The 17,884-nt window shown below is 60.7% G+C and carries 19 protein-coding genes; 4 read left to right on the top strand and 15 right to left on the bottom strand.

Annotated features, from left to right (window positions below; genetic code table 11):
• Positions 1 to 19: 19 nt before the first annotated feature.
• Genes FH08_RS0128505 through FH08_RS0128460 form a run of 10 tightly spaced genes read right to left on the bottom strand, consistent with a single transcriptional unit; the run spans position 20 to position 8,101 of the window.
• On the bottom strand, positions 20 to 844 hold the full coding sequence (locus FH08_RS0128505; protein ID WP_031361616.1) for an aspartate dehydrogenase: 825 nt from the start codon (positions 842 to 844) through the stop codon (positions 20 to 22).
• Positions 837 to 2,504, bottom strand: coding sequence for a thiamine pyrophosphate-binding protein (locus tag FH08_RS0128500; protein WP_031361615.1), 1,668 nt, complete (start codon positions 2,502 to 2,504; stop codon positions 837 to 839). The genes FH08_RS0128505 and FH08_RS0128500 overlap by 8 nt, the downstream gene beginning before the upstream one ends.
• On the bottom strand, positions 2,497 to 3,294 hold the full coding sequence (locus tag FH08_RS0128495) for an SDR family oxidoreductase (protein ID WP_031361614.1): 798 nt from the start codon (positions 3,292 to 3,294) through the stop codon (positions 2,497 to 2,499). The genes FH08_RS0128500 and FH08_RS0128495 overlap by 8 nt, the downstream gene beginning before the upstream one ends.
• Positions 3,291 to 4,154, bottom strand: a complete 864-nt coding sequence (locus FH08_RS0128490) for an IclR family transcriptional regulator (RefSeq protein ID WP_031361613.1) — start codon at positions 4,152 to 4,154, stop codon at positions 3,291 to 3,293. Before FH08_RS0128490 ends, FH08_RS0128495 begins: the two co-directional genes overlap by 4 nt.
• The gene (locus tag FH08_RS0128485) at positions 4,151 to 5,020 is read right to left on the bottom strand and encodes an alpha/beta fold hydrolase (protein WP_031361612.1); all 870 of its coding nucleotides are present in this window, start codon (positions 5,018 to 5,020) and stop codon (positions 4,151 to 4,153) included. Before FH08_RS0128485 ends, FH08_RS0128490 begins: the two co-directional genes overlap by 4 nt.
• A gap of 4 nt (positions 5,021 to 5,024) precedes the next feature.
• The gene (locus FH08_RS0128480; protein ID WP_031361611.1) at positions 5,025 to 5,552 is read right to left on the bottom strand and encodes a cupin domain-containing protein; all 528 of its coding nucleotides are present in this window, start codon (positions 5,550 to 5,552) and stop codon (positions 5,025 to 5,027) included.
• Positions 5,553 to 5,600: 48 nt separating this feature from the next.
• Positions 5,601 to 6,356 (bottom strand): SDR family oxidoreductase, encoded by a 756-nt coding sequence (locus tag FH08_RS0128475; protein WP_031361610.1) that lies wholly within the window; start codon positions 6,354 to 6,356, stop codon positions 5,601 to 5,603.
• Entirely contained in the window at positions 6,349 to 7,419 is a 1,071-nt protein-coding gene (locus FH08_RS0128470; RefSeq protein ID WP_031361609.1) for an aromatic ring-hydroxylating oxygenase subunit alpha, read from the bottom strand. The genes FH08_RS0128475 and FH08_RS0128470 overlap by 8 nt, the downstream gene beginning before the upstream one ends.
• 33 nt (positions 7,420 to 7,452) lie before the next feature.
• Entirely contained in the window at positions 7,453 to 7,782 is a 330-nt protein-coding gene (locus FH08_RS0128465) for a recombinase-like helix-turn-helix domain-containing protein (RefSeq protein WP_031361608.1), read from the bottom strand.
• A 1-nt stretch (position 7,783) separates the two neighbouring features.
• A complete protein-coding gene (locus FH08_RS0128460; RefSeq protein ID WP_031361607.1) occupies positions 7,784 to 8,101 on the bottom strand; it encodes a non-heme iron oxygenase ferredoxin subunit in 318 nt (105 codons plus the stop codon).
• A gap of 416 nt (positions 8,102 to 8,517) precedes the next feature.
• Here FH08_RS0128460 and FH08_RS0128455 point away from each other — a divergent pair, with 416 nt between their 5' ends.
• Positions 8,518 to 9,591, top strand: a complete 1,074-nt coding sequence (locus tag FH08_RS0128455; RefSeq protein ID WP_031361606.1) for a porin — start codon at positions 8,518 to 8,520, stop codon at positions 9,589 to 9,591.
• A gap of 45 nt (positions 9,592 to 9,636) precedes the next feature.
• Here FH08_RS0128455 and FH08_RS0128450 read toward each other — a convergent pair whose 3' ends face one another.
• Positions 9,637 to 10,548 carry an IclR family transcriptional regulator gene (locus FH08_RS0128450; protein ID WP_031361605.1) on the bottom strand — a complete coding sequence of 304 codons (912 nt, stop codon included), beginning with the start codon at positions 10,546 to 10,548 and terminating at the stop codon, positions 9,637 to 9,639.
• A 518-nt stretch (positions 10,549 to 11,066) separates the two neighbouring features.
• Between FH08_RS0128450 and FH08_RS0128440 the strand changes: the two genes are divergently transcribed.
• Entirely contained in the window at positions 11,067 to 11,723 is a 657-nt protein-coding gene (locus tag FH08_RS0128440) for a peroxiredoxin (RefSeq protein WP_031361604.1), read from the top strand.
• A gap of 192 nt (positions 11,724 to 11,915) precedes the next feature.
• A complete protein-coding gene (locus FH08_RS0128435) occupies positions 11,916 to 12,986 on the top strand; it encodes a rhodanese-like domain-containing protein (protein ID WP_031361603.1) in 1,071 nt (356 codons plus the stop codon).
• Positions 12,987 to 13,036: 50 nt separating this feature from the next.
• Here the strand turns inward: FH08_RS0128435 and FH08_RS0128430 are convergent, their stop codons facing one another.
• Positions 13,037 to 13,489, bottom strand: coding sequence for an Lrp/AsnC family transcriptional regulator (locus FH08_RS0128430; protein ID WP_031361602.1), 453 nt, complete (start codon positions 13,487 to 13,489; stop codon positions 13,037 to 13,039).
• 125 nt (positions 13,490 to 13,614) lie between these two features.
• On the opposite strand from FH08_RS0128430, the gene FH08_RS0128425 reads away from it, so the two are divergent.
• On the top strand, positions 13,615 to 14,238 hold the full coding sequence (locus tag FH08_RS0128425) for a LysE family translocator (RefSeq protein WP_031361601.1): 624 nt from the start codon (positions 13,615 to 13,617) through the stop codon (positions 14,236 to 14,238).
• Between the two features lie 328 nt (positions 14,239 to 14,566).
• Here FH08_RS0128425 and FH08_RS0128420 read toward each other — a convergent pair whose 3' ends face one another.
• The 3 genes from FH08_RS0128420 to FH08_RS0128410 all read right to left on the bottom strand — a co-directional run.
• Entirely contained in the window at positions 14,567 to 15,907 is a 1,341-nt protein-coding gene (locus FH08_RS0128420; protein ID WP_051888608.1) for a cytochrome P450, read from the bottom strand.
• A gap of 14 nt (positions 15,908 to 15,921) precedes the next feature.
• A complete protein-coding gene (locus tag FH08_RS0128415) occupies positions 15,922 to 17,544 on the bottom strand; it encodes a Dyp-type peroxidase (RefSeq protein ID WP_031361599.1) in 1,623 nt (540 codons plus the stop codon).
• On the bottom strand, positions 17,541 to 17,884 hold a 344-nt coding region (locus FH08_RS0128410; protein WP_031361598.1), incomplete at its 5' end, for a hypothetical protein. The genes FH08_RS0128415 and FH08_RS0128410, both read right to left, overlap by 4 nt.

Below are 17,884 nucleotides of genomic sequence, written 5' to 3'. Positions count from 1 at the left end.
TAGGTTTCCTTCAGATCATTCAGATCACGCAGCGCGCCGCACGGTTGCGCAAAGCGCGGATCGCGCTGAACGCCGTCAGCGCGGACGTCTTGGGATTGTCGGGAAGCGGCTTGCCGCACATTTCGAGCGACATCTCGCCGAACGCGCCCCGCGCCACGATTCGATGTACATTGCGCTCCACCTTCGGGTCGGCAATGAGCCGCACGATGGTCTGGTCGAGACCGAGACCGGCCAGCGCAATGGTCGCCGCAACATTGGCGTTCTTCGGATAGAGACGCGCCGCATCACGCGCACTGCCTTCGAAAATCACGCGCTCATCGGTCAGGCTCAGCAGGTCGAACAAGGCTTCTGCCGGCGTGCCCAGCCAGCCCGAGGGCGGCTTGCGGCCCGTGTACAGGACTTCATCGAGGCCGCCTTCCCGCGCCGCAGCCAGCGCATCGACGCCACCTATCGCACCGGACAACAGCGTCAGCACAGACTCGCCTTCATCGGCGGCGCGCGACAATGCGTCGAGTAACTGCTCGTCCGATAAAGCACCAATCGACGCCACCGCGCAGTCCGTCCCTGCCTTGAGCAGCGGCACCACGTGATCGAGCAGCGCGCCGTGTCCCGCGCATTCCAGCGCGAAGTGCGGGCGCCGGCTGAGCGCATCGACGGACGACACGACATCGACGTCCCGGCCGACCTGCGCACGCACCTCATCCGCGTAGCGCGACGGCACGATCACATGCGACACGCGCACCATTGGATCGGACGCCATCGCGCGATACACCGTCGATCCGACCGCGCCGAAGCCGATCATCGCGACATCGACGGGGACCGTGTGGCCGTTGGCGTCACGCATATTCGGGCTCCTTCGGCTCTTCCTTCTTGACCGGCGGACCCGCGAATGCCGTTGCAAACGAGCCCACCGACACCATGTCCACTTCGATCATCACCGGGCCGGTTTTCTCGTAGCCTTGACGGATGATTTCTTCGGCGCGATCCAGCGAGGAAATGCGGTGATGCGTCATGCCGAAGCTCGCGCAGAACTGTGCGAAATCGGGTTGATGCAGATCCACGAACATCCGACGGCCGCCGTATTGCGCGTCCTGGATGTTGCGGATCACGCCATAGCACTGATCGTTCATCAGCACGATCATCACGTTCGCGTCTTCCTGCACGGCCGTCACGAGTTCGCCGACGTTCACCATCAAGCCGCCGTCACCGACCAGACACACGGTCTTCTTCGCCGGATGAGCCAACGCCGCGCCGATCGCCATCTGCATGCCTTGGCCGATACCACCGCCAAGCGCATGCACGCCTGAGCGGGGTTCAAAAACCTTCAGGAGGCGATTGCCCCACGTGCTGTTGGAGATCGTGACGTCGCGCACCCAGTTGTAGTCGCGCCCGATCACGCGTTGCAACGATTCCACGAGGCGCTTGTACGGTCCCAGGCCTTTAGCCACATCCGCGGTCGCAGTTTCGCGTGCGGCCGCGAGATCACCGGCGAATGACGGATCGATCTTCAAGTGGCCTTCAAGACGCGTTGCGAGTTCATCGAGGATGGACAACGAATCGCCATGCACGAACATGTCGTTCTTGTAGCCCCGATTGTCGGCGCACGCATCGGCGTCGATCCGATACAGCGGTTGCGGCAACGCCAGCTTGTACTTGAGCGTCTCATTGCCGCGCAGACGCGAACCGACCACAAGCATCGCATCGCAGGTCTTGTAGAAGCTCTCCACGGCCGGGTGCACATTGAACGCACCGAGCGTGGCCGAGTGATCTTCGGGCACCACGCCGCGTCCCTGAACGCTCGTCACCACGCCAAACCCCAGCGCAACGAGCCGGTCCACGGCAGGACGCGCATGCCGAGACCCGCCGCCGAGCCACAGCAACGGACGCTTCGCGCGGATCAGCGCCTGCGCCAGTTGTTCGACCCGCGCGCCGTCATGCGTGAGCGTGCTCACGTGGGGAGCGCCAAGATCCGCCGGCCATTCGATCTCAGCCGCCTGGATATCGATGGGAATCTCGACGCTCACCGGCCCGCTCGGCGCGGTGAACGCGACGCGCACGGCCTCACGCACAATGGCAAGCGCGGTGTCGACCGAACGCACGCGAAACGCCGCCTTGGAAATCGATGCCAGCATGGAAAGCTGATCCGGTGCTTCGTGAATGTAAGCAAGGTCCTGATCGAGAAACTGCGTCTCGATCTGGCCGGTGATATGCAGGAGCGCCGTACCTGCCGTCAGCGCTTCCACCATCGCACCGGCGGCGTTGCCGGCGGCCGTTCCCGTCGATGTGAACGCCACGCCGAGGCCGCCGGAGACACGCGCGAGGCCATCGGCCATGTTCAGCGCGCCCGCTTCGCCGCGTGCGCCGACGTAGCGAATCTTCCCGCGCGTACCAATGGCATCGAGGATCGGCATGTTGTGGATCGAGATCACGCCAAAGGCCGTGCGAACGTCGCATTGTTCGAGAAAGGCGGCGATCACTTCGCCAACGGTAGTGGTGTTAGACATGACGTGCAAATCCTCCGGAAACATCGATATGGCTCCCAGTCGTATAGGACGACAGGTTCGTGGCCAGATAAAAGAGTGCTTGTGCCGCTTCTTCAGGACGTCCGAAGCGGCCAAGCGGAATGTTTTTCTTGCGCGCAAGTTCAGCTGTCCATGCTTCCCAGCTCTGGCCGTCCTGCGCCTGCGCCGCATGCCGGCGGCGCCATTGACCCGACTCCACAATGCCGATCAGAATCGAATTGACGCGAATGCGTTGCGGCGCGAGTTCGGTGGCGAGCGACTTGACGAGGCTCAGCACCCCGGCGCGTGCCGACGATGTCGCGACCATATGCGGCTCGGGCTGCAGCGCGAGCAGCGAATTCACGCAGACGATCGACGGCGACGGTGCGTCGCGCAGCATCGGCAGGAACGCGCGGGTCGGACGAATGATGCTGAAATACTTGAGGTCGAGTTCATCGCGCCAGGCTTCGTCGGTGGTATCGGCGAAGGTGGACACGCGGCCCTGACCCGCGTTGTTCAGCAGCATGTCGGCGCGGCCGAAGTGCTCGGAGACCTTTGCGGCAAATGCTTCGATATCCTTTGCATCGAGTACGTCGCATTGCACTGTGAGCAATTGAGCATCGGCGAACTGACTGCTCAGTTGCGCTTCTGCGGCCTCAAGCCGCGTGGCGTCACGTCCACAAATTGCAACCGATGCCCCGGCGCGCAGAAACAGCTCCGCAGTCGCCAGGCCGATGCCCGAGGAGCCGCCCGTAATAACGGCAACCTGGCCTGTGAGGTCGATCTGGATCATGATTTCAGTCCTAGCGATTTCAGATATTTGCTTTGAGCGCCCGGCCGGTAGTTCAGGCGTGAAGACAACTCGGTGGCCGCATGACGCACCTTGTCCACCAGGCCGGTATCCAGCAGCGTTGCATCGATTTCCGGCCGCGGAATCGTGGTCGTGATCACCGCGACAATGCGCCCCGTGTCGTTGCGCACCGGCGCGGTGACAACCGATATGCCACGCTCGAACGATGACTGGCTGATCGCATAACCGCGTTCGGCATCGGCGCGAACCATCTCGTACAGCGCCTCGACCGTCTCCGGCGTGAGCCGCGTATAACGCTCGAGCACGGGCTCGGGATACAACGCGCGCAGTTCATCGAGGGAAAGATCCCCCATCAGCACATGACCGTGCGTGGTCGCGTGGGCAGGCAGCCGCGTACCGACATTGACCTTCACCGAACTGAAGATCGGCTCCTGGCTCTGGGCCTTCGCCACGAACACGACGTCGCGGCCATCGCGAATCAGGATGTGACTCGTGAGCCCCGTCGAGGTGCGCAAGGCTTCGATGATCGGCAAGCCGAGATCGGTCAACTCCAGCGAGCTGAGATACTCGAAACCCAGCCGCAATACAGCAACGCCCAGCCTGTAGTTGCGATCCTTGTCCGCCCGCTCCAGGAAGCCGAGCGACTCAAGCGTCTGCAATAGACGGAAAACGGTTGTGCGTGGAATCTTCAGACGCTTCGATAATTCCGGCGCACCGAGCACCGGCTCGCGCGGAGAGAATTCGGCCAGGATCTTCAAGCCTCGTTCGAGTCCAGGCACGATGTAATTGCCATCGTCTTTCTCTGCGTCATCAGCCGTCACGGCGAGGGTTCCTGCTGTCATTGCATCACTCCCTTACACTGCGTGCCGAACGCCTCGATCAAGGCGCTGTAGCGCAGCGGCGCTTCGATGTAGCCCGCATGACCCGCACCGGGAACCACTTGCAGGTTGACGTTGGCGGCTTTCGCGATCTGTTCGCAGGCAGCGGGCGGCGTGATCGAGTCTTCGGCGCCCACTGCAACCGCTACGCGACCTTTGAAGTGCGTCAGGTCAGACGCCAGATCCGCGTTGGCGAGAAGATGCGTCGCCTGCGCATAGCCGGCCGGATCGATGCGTGCCATGTTCCAGCGCACCCATTCCTTCGCGTCCTCACCGGCATCGGCCGACAGCATGTTCGCGCTGCGTTTTTCAGCCAAGCCCTGTGGCCCGAGTTCAGCCAGCATCGCAAGGCGCGCATCGCGCTTCTCTTCACGCACCTGCGCCGGTGCCGCGCCGTATCCTCCCGCAGGCGACAACAACAGCAGTCCCGCTACCCGCGCCGCCTGACGGCTCGCGAACGAGCCCGCCATGATTGCGCCGAGCGAATGGCCCACGAGCACGCAGCGTTCGATCCCGAGTGCATCGAGCCAGTCGCTCAACGCGTCCGCATAGTCCGATGCCACCGGCGAGGCGGACTTAACGCGGCTCGACTTGCCATACCCTGGCGCGTCCCACGCAAGCACCTGATGGGCGTCTCGCAGTGTTTCCATCTGGCGCACCCAGGACGCGGCGCCCGAGCCAATACCATGCAGCATCACGATCGGCATGGTGTGCAGGTGCCTGCCCCCTGCCTTGCGATAACCGATCGTGCCTCGCGCGGTATCAACGCATTGCTCGGGGAAACGAACGAGCGCGTCAGCGTGGCTAAGTGAGAAAGCGGGCGATGTCATCGGCTTAGCGCTTAAGCCGGGCCAGCGGGGAATCGGGCGGATACGTCGGCGTGATCGGCTTAGCCGCGCCTAGCATCACGCACATGAGCGCGTCTTCATCGCCGATATTGATTTCCGTGCGGTACACGCCCGGCGGCACCGAGATCAGGTCACGCTCACCGACAACCGTTTCCCACGACTCGCCGTCCTTCTCGCACACCACTTTCATCTTTCCGCGAATCACGAAGAAAATTTCTTCGACATCCATATGAATATGGCTCGGACCAATGTTTCCGGCCGGAATGACCATGGTCGAGAACGTGAAGCCGCCGGCCGGAACCGTGTTGACATCCTTCGCCACGCCCGTGCCGCCCGTGCCGACATAACGCATTTGTGCCCGACGATACTTCGGGTCGTAATCCGCCTGGAACTTCAGCGCGTCCCAGTCGTACTTGCGCGTTTCAAGACGCGCGACGCGCGAGTCCATCCATTGTGAAAAACTCGCTTCTTCGGGCTGTTCCCACGACTTGCGTTCGATATCCGCATCGGCCATTGATTGCTCCTTCAACACGTTGAGTTTGTTGCTGCTTGATTCACTGAATCAGTTCATGACGAAGCCGCCGTTCACCGGCAATAACTGGCCGGTGACGAAGCGGGCTGCATCGGACAAGAGAAACAGGACGGGACCGTTCACGTCGTCGGGAACCTGCGCTCGATTGAGCGCGCGTCCCTTCATGTAATACTCGTGGCGTTCAGCCGGCACGTACGCGGTCGCCTCGACTTCGGTCAGTCCAGGCGCAATGGCGTTCACCGTGATGCCATGCGCACCGAACTCGCGGGCAAGCGATCGGGTCATCGCAATGACGGCGCCCTTGCTCGCGACATACGCGAGCAGTTTTGGTGCGCCCCAAAGGGCTGTATCGGACGCAATATTCACGATGCTGCCCCGACCTGAATCACGAAGATGCGGCATAGCCGCAATGCTCATAAGCCAGGTTCCGCGAACGTTGACGTTCATGACGGCGTCCCACGTCGCGGTGCTCAGTTCGTCGGCAGACTTGCCGCCTGAATTCGTGATCGCCGCGTTGTTGATCAGCCCGTCGATACCGCCCATCAACTCGGCGCTCGTCGCAACGCACCTCTGAATGCTCGCCGTATCGTTCAGATCGAGCGGCACGAAGTCCACGCGATAACCCGCTTCGTTCAACGTCTTCGCAAGTGTTCGGCCTTCGTCTTCCAGCACGTCGCCAAATGCCACTCGCGCACCCGCTTGGGCCAGCGACGTGACAAACGCCGCGCCCAATCCGCGCGCGCCACCGGTGACAAGAATGCGGCGTCCGGCAAGCGCGTCACGCATGACCGTGCTCCGGCTGTTGAGCCTTCAACGCGTCGAGCGCGGCAAGATGTTGTTGCGCGCGTTGCTTGAACATGCGGCGCACACGCGTCATGCCGACATCGTGCTGATACAGGAACTCGTGGTCACGCGCATTCGGCGCCATGCTTTCGAGTACGTATCGATCCTGTTCCAGCACCGCCCAATGGAGTCCTTCGAGACGGTTGCGATACATGAATTTCCATGCATCACGCTGCCAGCCCGAGACCTTGCGGGTACGCCAGAAATAGACCTGGCAATTGTTTTCATCGACAGGAACAGCGAAGCCGATGATTCCAAAGTTGCCACCCGGACCGAACTTCTTCTTGTACGGAATCGCCAGGCGCATCCACAGGCAACCCGTTTCACCGATCTCGACCCAGTCGAAATTGACGTCGCGCTGGCCGACCTTTTCGAACATCAAGCCGGTGTCCGTCTTGCGCACGCGCATGTCGGCTTGCTTGTCGCCGTCGGCCATGGAGTGGGACGTGGCGTGCAGATACGCGCCATGCATCGGGTCCATGACGTTGTCGATTGCGTACTGGTAATTGCACTTCCAGTGCGACATGCACAGGAAGCTCGCGTATTCCTCGCCGACCAGCTCTTCCGGTAATTGCAGCGGTGCGGGTTCCTTGTTCGCGTCATCGCCGAACCAGAGAAAGATCGCGCCCGCATGTTCTTGTGCCGGATACGACTTCACGCACTTCTGCCCTTCGAGCGGACACGCGGACACGGCCGGCACCTTCTGCACGGTGCCGCTGCCATCCACCTCGATACCGTGATACCAGCATGCCACGCTGCCGCCGAGGTTCCATCCGAGTGACAGACGCGCGCCACGATGCGGGCAACGATCTTCAAGCGCATGAATCTGGCCGTCCTTGTCGCGCCACAACACGATCTGGTCGCCTAGCCGGGTCAGACCGATCGGCGCATTCGCCACTTGCCAACTCGGCGCAACGGGGTACCAATAATTGCGCAAGCCTCGATCGAGGTACGCCTGAACCGGTTCAATCCCAGCGGTCACGTTATCTGTATTGGGAGACGTCATCTACTTAACTCCTGATATCGGTTGATGCGGCGTTCAATCGGCCAGCGTGCGGAACTCGGCGGCGAGCCGCTCTTCGGTCCACGCAGCGCCCTCGGGCGTACGAAAGCCGATACCGTTCAAGCCGTTGACGACCTGATCGAGCTCGACCGCACCGGCATCGAACACGCGTTCGAGCGCATCGCCGAAGTCGTTTTCGTATTGCGTCGGCTCGGCCTTGCGCGTTTGCCAGATGAAGTTTTCCGTCTCGCCCGGCTTTTCGATCACGCCCTTGCCGGCCACGTTGTTCGGCTCCGGCGCAAGCCACGGCTTGAGCGAGGGATTGAAGTTGATGGTTACTTCGCGAGGAGCGTCATTCGTTGCCATGTCATTCCACCTTGATCTGGATTTCTTCGCCGGCGAGTCGAACCGAGTAGGTCTTCAAGTCGCGGCCACCGGGCTCTTTCAGGCACTTGCCCGTCGGAATATGAAAAACGGCTTCGTGCAACGGACATTCGACCGTGTCGCCATCGATAAAACCTTGTGTCAGCAGCGCAAACGCATGCGGACACACGTTCTCGAGCGCATACAACTCGTCGCCCACGCGATAAATACCGACCTCCGCGCCGCCTTCGATCTTGTATTCGATCGGAGAGTCCTCCGACAGATCACCGGCCTGTCCGGCGCAACGCCATTGCTCAGCCATTGCTCACTTCCTCCGGGGTTTGTTTGTTCCATATACGGAACGTTGATTTACATGTGGTCATTATAGAAGCGGTTTCTCGCTGATCAAAAAGAAAAATGACGCTCTCAGTGAAAACACTTAGTGGACTGAAGATTGGCGAATTCACCGCTCATACAGGACGTGCATGCGTACCGAGCTTTTTCTTTCAAAACAGTTAGTTATGCCCCATTTTGGGTGCCCGTCAGATCCGTTGGGTCACAATTTCCGATCGCACGAATTTATTTTTTCCCAGCTCAAAAACTGAATATACTTTCCATAGGCAAGACGTTGATCCATAGGTGGAACAAACCAATGAATCACTCGACTTGAGGGAACGGGAATGCGCGGCGGGGGAAATCAGAGCTCGCGAATCAATTGAACAATTAGGAGAACGTAAGGTGAAACACATCATCGCGGCGGGGTTGATCGGGGCCGGCGTTGCATCGGGCGCGTGGGCGCAGAGTTCCGTGACGTTGTACGGCAGCCTGGATGCAGGCATTGCGTACATCAGCAACAGCGGAGGCCACGCCAAATGGATGGAAGAGCAAGGCAACATGCAGCCGGACCGTTGGGGCATTCGCGCGGTCGAGGATCTGGGCGGCGGGCTGCAGTCGATCGTGGTGCTGGAGAATGGCTTCTATACGAACACCGGCGCCTTTGCGAAGAGCGGTGTCGAGTTTAACCGGCAGGCTTATGTGGGCCTTAGTTCGGACCAGTTCGGCAAGGTCACCTTAGGGCATCAAACGCCGTTTTCGTTTGATTACCTCGGACCGCTGTCCACGGGGTATCAAGCGGCAAGCTGGTACGCGTTCCATCCCGGCAATATCGACGAACTCGCGGACACCGGCGTGGTTCCCTATGACAACTCGGTGAAGTTCACCTCGGCGAATTATCACGGGCTCACCTTCGGCGCGATGCTGGGTCTGGGCAACACGACCAACTTCTCTACGGGCAAGTCAGATAGTTTCGGCGTGAGTTACGCGAACGGCCCCTTCACCGCGGCCGCGACTTATTCGAACGAACATAACCGCACGGTCTCCGTCTCGACACTCGGCTACGTGACTTTTCAGAACCAGCCGGCCGCAACCTATACCGCCGATAAAGTCGAGAACATGGGCGCAGGTGTTTCCTACACGATCGGCAACGTGGTAACGCACGCTTTGTACACGCGCGTGAAGCTGCAATCGAATAGCGTGTCCAACCTGTTCCAGAGCTACGATGCGGGCGCGACGTGGAAGATGGTCCCGGACAACTGGATCGCGGGCGGTGCAGCCACGACGACATTCGCCGGCGCGCGCTATACGCAGTTCGAGATTGGTGACATCTATCTGCTGTCGAAGATGACGCAGGTGTATGTGAATGCGTTGTACGAGCGCGCCAGCTCAGGGGCGAATGCCGCGCTGTTCACGGCGGGTGTATCGAGTAACCGCAATCAGGTGGCGGTGCTCGCCGGGATTCATCACGCGTTCTAAAGCGAGCCGCCAAGAGGCGTCGCGCATCTACGCGACGCGGCTCTTTCACTCCGCTTTTTCGGTTCCGCGTGCAGCCAGCTGAGTGGTGGGGTCGCCATCGTAGGGCCGGTACCCCATTCGCATCGATAGTTCGATCGCCGCGCCGCATACGGCGGTAACGAGGTCGTCCTTCTCACGCGCCGTTCCGAATTCCGAACGCGGCACCGTGACCGTCACTGCAGCGACTATGCTGCCCGAGCGTTCCCTCACCGGCGCCGTCACCACCGAGATTCCCCGCTCGAATGCTCCTTCGCTCGAGCCATATCCCTGCGATGCACACGCACGCACCCGTTCCTCCAGTTCGCTTACTGTGCCCGGCGTCCGGTCCGTGAACTGCTCGAGTCGTTTTTCCGGATAAAGCACGCGAAGTTGCGGCAAACCAAGGTCGCTCATCAGCACGTGCCCGTGCGTGGTTGCATGCGCGGGAAACCGCGTGCCGACATGCACCCTCACCGAGCTGAACATGGCGTCGTGACTCTGGGCCTTGGCGACGAACACCACATCGCGTTGATCGCGGATAAGCAAGTGGGCATTCAGGCCGGTAGCGTCCCGAAGACGTTCGAGGATCGGCGCCGCGAAGTCAGTGAGCTCGAGCGAACTCAGGTATTCGAATCCAAGCCGCAGCACCGCGACGCCCAGCCTGAAATTCCGATCGTCATTGACGCGCTCCAGGAAACCCAGCGATTCGAGCGTCTGCAGCAATCGGAACGTCGTTGTGCGCGGGATGCCTATACGCTTCGACAATTCAGGCGCACCGAGAATCGGCTCGCGAGCGGAAAACTCCGCAAGAATTCGCAGGCCGCGCTCGAGTCCCGGGACCAGATAGGACGCGCCGGCGGCGGCGTCCTCCGTGCTCTCGGCGGCGTCGTTCTGCCCGTCAAGAGCCGACGTTTTTTCGGTGGTGGGTTGTTTGGGCATACCGTCTTACTCGGAATTTCGTCGGCAGCCATCATAACCGACGCGAATGTTGCGATCCGTCGAGTGCGCGTCGCTGATAAGACTGCGAAGCAGAGCATCGCCGATCACGTCGCCCGGCTGCTCCCCGAGATGACGCGCTGTCGACGTGGCAGGCACCGGGCCGCGAGCTATATGGCACCAGCGAATAAATGGTGCCCTTGCTGCTGGCATTCGTATGTGCAAACGAGCCCGGCGCCACAGCGGCGGATCAGCCCTACATTTTTCCGGCAAAAAATGCCTTTTTTGTCCTACCCTATATGTGGGACCTGCAGCACGATGCCCGTCCCGCATCATGGCTATGGGGGCAAGCCTCTGAATCTGCCCCGGCCGCAAATCGTCCTCCAGCACGATACGGTGCAACCAGCCGGAGGGTAATCTCGAGTCAGGCCAATCGCCTGACCAAATCCCACGCAGCCTCGGGGGACGTCGCTCCGAGCGCGGCACTGGCACCTTGATGCACCGTCCAATGGAGACTGATGATGTCAATTCGACTAGGAGAAGACGCTCCCGATTTCACCGCCGAAACCACCGAAGGGACGATCCGTTTTCACGAATGGATCGGCGACCAGTGGGCGATCCTGTTTTCGCATCCGAAGGATTTCACCCCCGTTTGCACGACGGAACTCGGATACCTGGCAGGCCTCAAGCCGGAATTCGAGAAGCGCAACACGAAAATTATCGGGCTCAGCATCGATCCCGTCAGTGACCACGAGAAGTGGGTCAAGGATATCGCGGAGACGCAGGGCCACGAGGTCGCCTACCCGCTGATCGGCGATTCGGACCTGAAGGTCGCGAAGCTCTACGACATGATTCATCCCGAGGCGAGCGGCGGCGGCCCGCGCACCGCGGTGGACAACGCGACCGTACGCTCGGTGTTTCTCATCGGGCCGGACAAGAAGGTCAAGGCGATGCTCGTCTACCCTATGAGTGCAGGCCGCAATTTCGACGAAGTGCTGCGCCTGCTCGATGCGCTGCAACTCAACGCCAAACACGCGGTGGCGACGCCGGTGAACTGGAAGCCGGGTGAAGACGTGATCATTCCAACCTCCGTTTCCAACGATGCCGCGATGCAAAAATATCCGCAGGGTTTCAAAACCGTGAAGCCTTACCTGCGATACGTTGCGCAACCGAAGTAAGCGCCCCTTGATTGGAGCGGCAAGCGCCTGACCGTGCAAAGTCCGGCGCCCGATGTGAGTCCGGGTGCATTCGTGTGTCCGGCACGCTGACCGGGCTGCGCCCAAGTTAGACTACCCGCGGGACAGCTTGTCAACGCCCCGTGGGCGGCACCCTGAAGCGCTCGCAAAAGCGGGCCGCGGAGCGAAATCGTGTTGACCTTCCGCCAGCTATTCGATCAGCAATCGTCGACCTACACGTATCTTTTGGCGGATAGCACAACACGCGAAGCTGTGCTGATCGATCCGGTTTTTGAACAGGTGCGCCGGGACGGTGCCCTGATTGAAGAGCTTGGATTGCATCTGCGTTACACAATCGACACCCACGTCCACGCCGATCACGTGACCGGCGCATGGATGCTGAATCGCCGCATAGGTAGCAGGATTGCGATATCGGCTGCGAGCGGCGCCGAAGGCGCGGACCGCTATCTGAGTCATGGAGACAAGGTCGAGTTCGGCGCGAGGTATCTGACCATTCGCGCGACACCGGGTCATACCGATGGATGCATCACACTCGTACTCGACAACGAAACCATGGCATTTACCGGCGATTGCCTGTTGATCAGGGGCACTGGCCGCACGGATTTCCAGCGCGGTGACGCGCACGCCCTTTTTCGCGCGGTCCACAATCACATTTTTACGCTGCCCGCCGCGTGCCTGCTTTATCCGGCCCACGACTATCGCGGTTTGACGGTCACCAGTGTGGGCGAGGAGCGGCGCTTTAATCCGCGCCTTGGCGGTGAGTTGTGTGAAGACGATTTCAACGGATACATGACGAACCTGCACCTGCCGCATCCGAAGCAGATCGACGTAGCGGTGCCTGCGAACCTGAAATGCGGCTTGGCGGCCAGCAATCCAGCGCAAATGAAGGAGCCCGAGTGGGCGCCACTGACATGCAGCTTTGCGGGCATCTGGGAAATCAATGCCCAGTGGCTCGAGGAAAATCTGCGTGCGGTCGAGATCGTCGACGTGCGCGAACCCGGCGAGTTCAACGGGCCTCTGGGGCGCATCCCCGCAGCTACGCTTATTCCCTTGGGTGATCTAGCCGAGCGCGCCGCTGAACTCACGAAGGAACGCCCGATCGTGACTGTCTGCCGGGCCGGCGGTCGGTCGGCGCAAGCCACGCTCATGCTGCGGCAGGCCGGCTTCGAGCGGGTCGCCAACCTTGCCGGCGGTATGCTCCGCTGGCGTGCGGAAGGCCGCGTTGTTGAAAACGCCAGCATGTAGCGGTCGGCCATGCGATGTCTGACCTGATCGTATTGATCGTTATCCTAAGCTTACTCGCTGTGTAGCGGAGGCCCGACCGGCTTGTGGGCGACCTGCGTCGATAGCACGATAGCCGTCGAGGTCCTGCCGTATGTGTTCAGTGCATCAACAATGCTCTGCAAATGCTGCACGTCGGTAGCAAGCACACGCAGCAAGGCGCAATCGTCGCCTGTCACTGTCAGGCATTCGATAACTTCGGGGCGCTCCCGGGCAAACGCTTCATACGGCCGCCCCGCCTGAGCCTGCACACGGATCATGGCGGTGATCGTGTAACCGAGTTTCGCCGGGTCGACCCACGCGCGATAGCCGGCGATGACCCCCTGCGCCTCCAGTCGCTTGATTCGTTCAGACACTGCCGGCTGACTGAGGTGGACGCGCCGGCCGATTTCCGCATGGGACACGCGCGCATCCCGCTGCAAAAGCTCCAGGATTTTGCGGTCGTGATGATCAATTTTGGTATTCATTGAAAACTCCCGATAAATCCGATCAATGATCGGGTTTTCCTGGAAAATACCATTGAATGTCTGTTATCAAAACCAGGATGACGCGATAGATTATAAGTTGCTCCCACCATCGTACGAGTCTTCATATGCACCTGAAAATCTGGCTGATCTTCATCGCAACAACGGGTCTCGTCTGCCTGACGCCCGGCGTTGCAGCCCTCCTCGTGATCGCGCAGGGCATCTCCAACGGAGTGCGGCGCAGCTACTGGGCCATCGCCGGAATCGCGCTCGCCAATTCAATTTATTTCGCCTTGTCGGCGACCGGTCTTGCTGCTCTGATCGTCACGAGCCACAACGTGTTCAATGCGGTGAAGTGGGCCGGGGTTGCCTATCTCGTGTATCTCGGTGTCCGGGCGTTATTCAACCGGTCGAGCGCGCTGACTATTCAGCCCGCGGGCATTGCGGCGCTCAGTGGTCCGCGTGCGTTGAGCCAGGGCCTGATGGTCGAGTTGGCCAACCCGAAAGCGCTGCTCTTTTTCGTCGCGCTGCTACCGCAGTTCGTTGACGTGCACCGGTCGATCTGGCTTCAAATGCTGATCTTCGGCCTGACTACCGTACTGCTCGACCTCTGTTCGTATACTTTCTATGCGTGGCTCGGCGCGAAAAGTCAGGGATTGGCCGCCAATCGAAAATGGGCCAGTGCCGCGAGTCGGGCGAGCGGTGTCGTGTTGATCGCCGCGGGGGCGCTAACCGCATTCGCAAAAGCCTGACGCCGCACGCTAAATGAGTTGCGGGGTAAAACACAATTTAAAGGTGATGCGGTTCCAGACGCGAGCCACAATCGTAAATTGACATACCTGCTCATGTGTTTGCTGAAGTGCATAGCCGGGCGAGAACAGAAGCGCACATCTATTGTCGCGACAACGCGGGCAATTCCTGTCGGTTCATAATTCTCAGAAAATCAATAGTAATCCGAAGTACTTCATGTATCGCTGAGTAACCCGAGTTGGCAGTCGGGATCTCATCCTGATTAATTGCACCGTTGGCATGGATCGGGGTATCGACATGCAAAGGCCGGCGGAACACAGCAAAGCTGGTTCACCGCATCACCGTAAAATGTTGCGGGAATGGCGTTACTTTATCCGGGTGACCGGCGTCGCCGCCAGCACGAGCCAGTGGCGTGCCGGCAAGAAGCGGCGTAAGCAACGCCGGGATAATCCCGCGATTGATCACATCGCCAAAGCAGCGATGCAGACCATAACCCCAAAGCATGTAGACATTCCAGGGCCGGTCCATGCGAAATGCGTCGGGATCGTCCACCGCTGCCGGATCAAACATCGCCGACAGGTTCGAGGCCAGCACCATTGTGTCCTTCTTCACCCGGCACGCATGCGTGGTGCCCGAAGCAATTTCGCAGTCACGCGCGGCACGGCGGTAGATCACCGGATTGACCGGATTGAACCGCAACGCCTCGAAAACGGCGCAGCCGACTGCATGCTCATCGCTGGACGCCGCAGCCGCTTGTGTCCGAGCCAGCACATCCGGGCGATCGAGCAATCCGTCCAGCGCCTGCACGCAAGCCTTCGAAATGGTCGGGATCGCGCCGATGACGAGTCCGATCATGTTGTTGCGGATGCCGGACCCCTCGAATCCCCCGGTACCGGCATCGCGCAGCGCGATGGCACGTTTGAGTACGGTGACTGGGCCATCGGCGTTTGCTTCGGCCTTGGCAATGGCCGCGTCGATAGCAACCAGGCACCTGGCTGCGCAGTCCAGCGCTTTCTTCTCGATGTCCGGATCACCCTGCAGGTCGACGAACAAATACCAGAACATGGCGGTCGCCCATTCGCGAAGATCTTCAACCGAGGCGGTATCAATGCCGAAATAGCGCTGCACCATCAGCGCGGGCACGACCGTGGTCAACACCTGGGGCAGATCAATAGTCTTCGAATGATGGGTAATGATCTGCCGAGCCGCTTCGCGTGCCTGCGGCACGACGATATCAGCCACGTCGCCACGTTGTGCGGCAAGCCGCATGATCGACGTATCACGCTGGTAATCGGCATCATCCTGCATCCCGAGAAAGAAATTGACACCGCCCGTGATCTTGCGCATTTTGGGCTCGTAGACGACCTCGAAGTCGTCTTGCCGATCCAGCACCTCGCGCACGTCGTCAGCGCGGGAGACAATCACCGTACCGTTACAAGGATAAGCCGTGATCAGCGTCTTGTCGGTGGCCAGATTGGGTGCAAACGCGCGCAGCGACGCGAACAGCGCACGCTGCCCCGCCGGATCGGCCAGCAAGCGTTTCAGCCGCTCCTTGATGTCACCCGTGCCGCTCGCCAGCATTGAGGCGAGCTCGGCTCCCCGCAGCGCGCCCTCGCCCAGCGTGTGAGCCTCGAGCTCGGTGGCATGGAACAGGTTCAAGGCAAGGGACATGCGTGCACCCTGTTTCAAGTGGGATCGGTCACGCCCATGCCGATCAGGCGCAGCGCCGTCATGCTGGGCATGAAGAAATAATCGCCGCCACGCGTCGTCACGAATGGCGGAATGCCACTGGCGATGAACGGGGGATTGCCCTTGGCGAGATCGGCCGCGATCACGAAGCGCGCATCGTTCGCATGACTACCGACCAACGGGCAAGTATCGTTGCCGAGGCCGAAATCGAGACCATAGTTCAGCCATTGTTGCTGAACGAACTCGAACTGGCGCGACAAGTCGGCGCAAACGACGAGCATGACAACGCCATGTTCACCATTGGCGTCGCTCGCGCTGCCATACGGAAGACCGCGGCGCAGGACGCGCCTGCGGTTGTTGAGCGCGGAGCCTGAACGAAGTTTCGGGTTGTCATCGCCAGCACGGGGGTCGAGCATGTCACGCGTGTTCATGCGCCGCGCATGAGCCCCAACCGGACAGCGCACACCGGCCGAATCCTCGCGATACCCGAAATCGACCAGACGACGCGCCCGCTCCGCGTTGATCGAGTCATCGAGAGGCTCTGGATATTCGCGGTTGAAGGCCTGCCAGTCGGTATAGGTCGGAGCTGCCATCACCGGCACCCCGTCCGGCCACCGGCCCGCCAATTTCGCCATTAAGGTCTGAGACGCCTCCTCGTGCGTACCCATGCCCCACAGCCTGGCCAGTTGGGTCGCCGTGACATCGATCCACTTGCGGAAGCGTTCCACATCCTGATGCAGCTTTCGATAGGCGAAGAAGGTTCCATTGCGGCTGAAATCGAGGGGCATGGCGGCACCAGGAATCTCCTGCGCTTCATCCGGCCAGCCCAACAGGAATTCCCCGCGTGCCAGCAACGACCAATTGCCGAAGCCGTCGGATTTGCCCTGGCCGATGGCACTGGCTGCCGCCTGGGCGTCCGGCACCTGCCCGTCGAAGGCCGGATCACTGATCGCGTCGGTAAAGCCAAAATGCTCGTTGGGCGTCGGAACGATCGTGTCACCCATTTTCTGCGTGATGGCTGAAAGATCCTGCCAGCGATCGTCCGCGCCGCGATGGCCACGGCACAGCACCACACCAGCGCCACAACATTCGCACCAATCGACGATCTCCAGCGTGAGCGTATCCAATGACAGAACAGGGCTGCCGTCCTGCTGCATTTGGGCATTGAGCATGACGAGAATATGCGGATACGTCTCCGGGTCTGTCCGGGTCCATACCGGGTCCCAGTCCGCATGCGATGCGCCGTTCGCGTTGTCGCTCAGGATTGATGCCCGGGCCGACATACCGTCGATGAATTCATCGGGCAAGCCGCGCAGCGTCCGCGTAGGCACGCCCAAGGCCAACAGGCCCCGGAACGTGAAGGCGAGGTTGATCGTCACGTCGGGCCTCGGCACTACCACCTTGCCGGTAGGCCTGCTGCGTTTGCGGGAAGGCCATCGCAGCGCCGTGGTCACGCGCGGGCGCAGAAACTCGATAAAGGCGCGTCCGCGGGCCGCATCACGCACATTGACCAGCAGGAAACGCCCCTTCGGAAAACCTAAACGGCCATAGGCAGTGAGGATGTTGCCCTGGATATCGGCAAGATCGAGATCTGCGACAGCGTGCTTTCTCTCGATCATGACTGGATCACTCCTGGCGCCTGGCTCGGTTGTGAGAGGTTAGAGGGCTGGTGCTCGTCGACGAATCGGCCGAAGGCCCCGTGAAGGTCGACCGGATCGACGCCTTGCTGCGCAATGGCGAAGCGCGCAAATTGCTGCTGGAGATAGAGAGACTTCAGTACCGTGCGCAGATCGGAATCGGGGGCGGTGGCAAACGGCCTGGCGCCACGCCCCAAAATGTAGCGATACGCAACATAGCCCGAGAGGGCAAGCGATAGCGCAAAAGCAACCAGGCCCCACCACCCCGCCTTGCACGCGACAAGAACTGTCATTCCAAGCGTGAAAACCCCGATCGCTATCC

This window comes from Caballeronia sordidicola, assembly GCF_000729995.1.
Lineage (GTDB): Bacteria > Pseudomonadota > Gammaproteobacteria > Burkholderiales > Burkholderiaceae > Caballeronia > Caballeronia sordidicola_A.
The sequence above is the reverse complement of the archived record's forward strand: the minus strand, read 5'-3'. Positions and strand labels throughout refer to the sequence as shown.

Coding starts and splice junctions, on each gene's coding strand:
- FH08_RS0128505 (WP_031361616.1), bottom strand. CDS start 844: ATGCGTGACGCCAACGGCCACACGGTCCCCGTCGATGTCGCGATGATC.
- FH08_RS0128500 (WP_031361615.1), bottom strand. CDS start 2,504: ATGTCTAACACCACTACCGTTGGCGAAGTGATCGCCGCCTTTCTCGAA.
- FH08_RS0128495 (WP_031361614.1), bottom strand. CDS start 3,294: ATGATCCAGATCGACCTCACAGGCCAGGTTGCCGTTATTACGGGCGGC.
- FH08_RS0128490 (WP_031361613.1), bottom strand. CDS start 4,154: ATGACAGCAGGAACCCTCGCCGTGACGGCTGATGACGCAGAGAAAGAC.
- FH08_RS0128485 (WP_031361612.1), bottom strand. CDS start 5,020: ATGACATCGCCCGCTTTCTCACTTAGCCACGCTGACGCGCTCGTTCGT.
- FH08_RS0128480 (WP_031361611.1), bottom strand. CDS start 5,552: ATGGCCGATGCGGATATCGAACGCAAGTCGTGGGAACAGCCCGAAGAA.
- FH08_RS0128475 (WP_031361610.1), bottom strand. CDS start 6,356: ATGCGTGACGCGCTTGCCGGACGCCGCATTCTTGTCACCGGTGGCGCG.
- FH08_RS0128470 (WP_031361609.1), bottom strand. CDS start 7,419: ATGACGTCTCCCAATACAGATAACGTGACCGCTGGGATTGAACCGGTT.
- FH08_RS0128465 (WP_031361608.1), bottom strand. CDS start 7,782: ATGGCAACGAATGACGCTCCTCGCGAAGTAACCATCAACTTCAATCCC.
- FH08_RS0128460 (WP_031361607.1), bottom strand. CDS start 8,101: ATGGCTGAGCAATGGCGTTGCGCCGGACAGGCCGGTGATCTGTCGGAG.
- FH08_RS0128450 (WP_031361605.1), bottom strand. CDS start 10,548: ATGCCCAAACAACCCACCACCGAAAAAACGTCGGCTCTTGACGGGCAG.
- FH08_RS0128440 (WP_031361604.1), top strand. CDS start 11,067: ATGTCAATTCGACTAGGAGAAGACGCTCCCGATTTCACCGCCGAAACC.
- FH08_RS0128430 (WP_031361602.1), bottom strand. CDS start 13,489: ATGAATACCAAAATTGATCATCACGACCGCAAAATCCTGGAGCTTTTG.
- FH08_RS0128425 (WP_031361601.1), top strand. CDS start 13,615: ATGCACCTGAAAATCTGGCTGATCTTCATCGCAACAACGGGTCTCGTC.
- FH08_RS0128420 (WP_051888608.1), bottom strand. CDS start 15,907: ATGTCCCTTGCCTTGAACCTGTTCCATGCCACCGAGCTCGAGGCTCAC.
- FH08_RS0128415 (WP_031361599.1), bottom strand. CDS start 17,544: ATGATCGAGAGAAAGCACGCTGTCGCAGATCTCGATCTTGCCGATATC.